The sequence below is a fragment of the Novosphingobium guangzhouense genome (genome assembly GCF_002896965.1).
Taxonomy (GTDB): Bacteria; Pseudomonadota; Alphaproteobacteria; order Sphingomonadales; family Sphingomonadaceae; genus Novosphingobium; species Novosphingobium guangzhouense.
This window is the reverse complement of record NZ_LYMM01000017.1, coordinates 1-717: the sequence shown is the minus strand read 5'-3', so window position 1 is coordinate 717 and position 717 is coordinate 1. Positions and strand designations below refer to the sequence as shown.

Sequence of the window (717 nt, the reverse complement as noted above, 5' to 3'; positions counted from 1 at the left end):
AGGGCCCTTTTTGCGTCCATCAAACGACGCAAAAAAATACGGTGACGCGGGGTGGAGCAGCCCGGTAGCTCGTCAGGCTCATAACCTGAAGGTCGTAGGTTCAAATCCTACCCCCGCAACCAACACCAATACAACTCTCTCAAAATCACCACCCAACGGCACACAATGCCCCTGGATACACCCCCACAACACAATCTGACGTGCGCGCGGGGGGCCGCAGGAGCAGGTGGGGCTGCGCGAGATGTCCGTCTTGTCGGCGGACTGCGCCGCCACTTGTTCGACCACACCGACCAATATCGACGGCGAGACTGCCAGCCACACCGCTACCACCTGGCGCGCGGGTGCGATCTGCAAGCCTCGAAAGGACGTCTCGCTCTATAAGAGCAAGACCTTCGAGCAGGTGGCGCGAGCATGGCATGCCAATCGCCTCTCCGGGCTTGATGAGGCGCATGCGTCGCGATTGCTGCGACGGCTGAGCGCGATGGCTTTCTGGCGCTCGGCGGGATCGACATGCGCAAGGTGACTGCTGCGCAGGTGCTCGAGATGCTGCGCAGCGTCGAGGCGGGTGGTGCGCTCGACGTGAGCCGACGGATCAAGCTGTCAATCGGCGCGCAAACGGGGACCGGGATCGGCGTGCAATAGGGGACCGGGGTTTGACGGGCGCTTACGCCGTGGCGGGATGGCGGAGGACGTAGCCCGGAGACATCCCGCCACGGC

At 63.5% G+C, this 717-nt stretch carries 2 protein-coding genes and 1 tRNA gene; all 3 read left to right on the top strand.

What is annotated here, in order from left to right; all coding sequences use genetic code 11:
- Positions 1-45 precede the first annotated feature (45 nt).
- The 3 genes from A8V01_RS04935 to A8V01_RS29520 all read left to right on the top strand — a co-directional run bounded on the left by A8V01_RS04935 (position 46) and on the right by A8V01_RS29520 (position 642).
- Positions 46-122: transfer RNA gene (locus A8V01_RS04935), tRNA-Met, on the top strand.
- Between the two features lie 119 nt (positions 123-241).
- Positions 242-523 (top strand): hypothetical protein, encoded by a 282-nt coding sequence (locus tag A8V01_RS28890; RefSeq protein WP_211294959.1) that lies wholly within the window; start codon positions 242-244, stop codon positions 521-523.
- Positions 511-642: a hypothetical protein gene (locus A8V01_RS29520; RefSeq protein ID WP_281256475.1), complete on the top strand. Its 132-nt coding sequence runs from the start codon at positions 511-513 to the stop codon at positions 640-642. The genes A8V01_RS28890 and A8V01_RS29520 overlap by 13 nt, the downstream gene beginning before the upstream one ends.
- Positions 643-717: the final 75 nt, after the last annotated feature.

Coding starts and splice junctions, on each gene's coding strand:
- A8V01_RS28890 (WP_211294959.1), top strand. CDS start 242: ATGTCCGTCTTGTCGGCGGACTGCGCCGCCACTTGTTCGACCACACCG.
- A8V01_RS29520 (WP_281256475.1), top strand. CDS start 511: ATGCGCAAGGTGACTGCTGCGCAGGTGCTCGAGATGCTGCGCAGCGTC.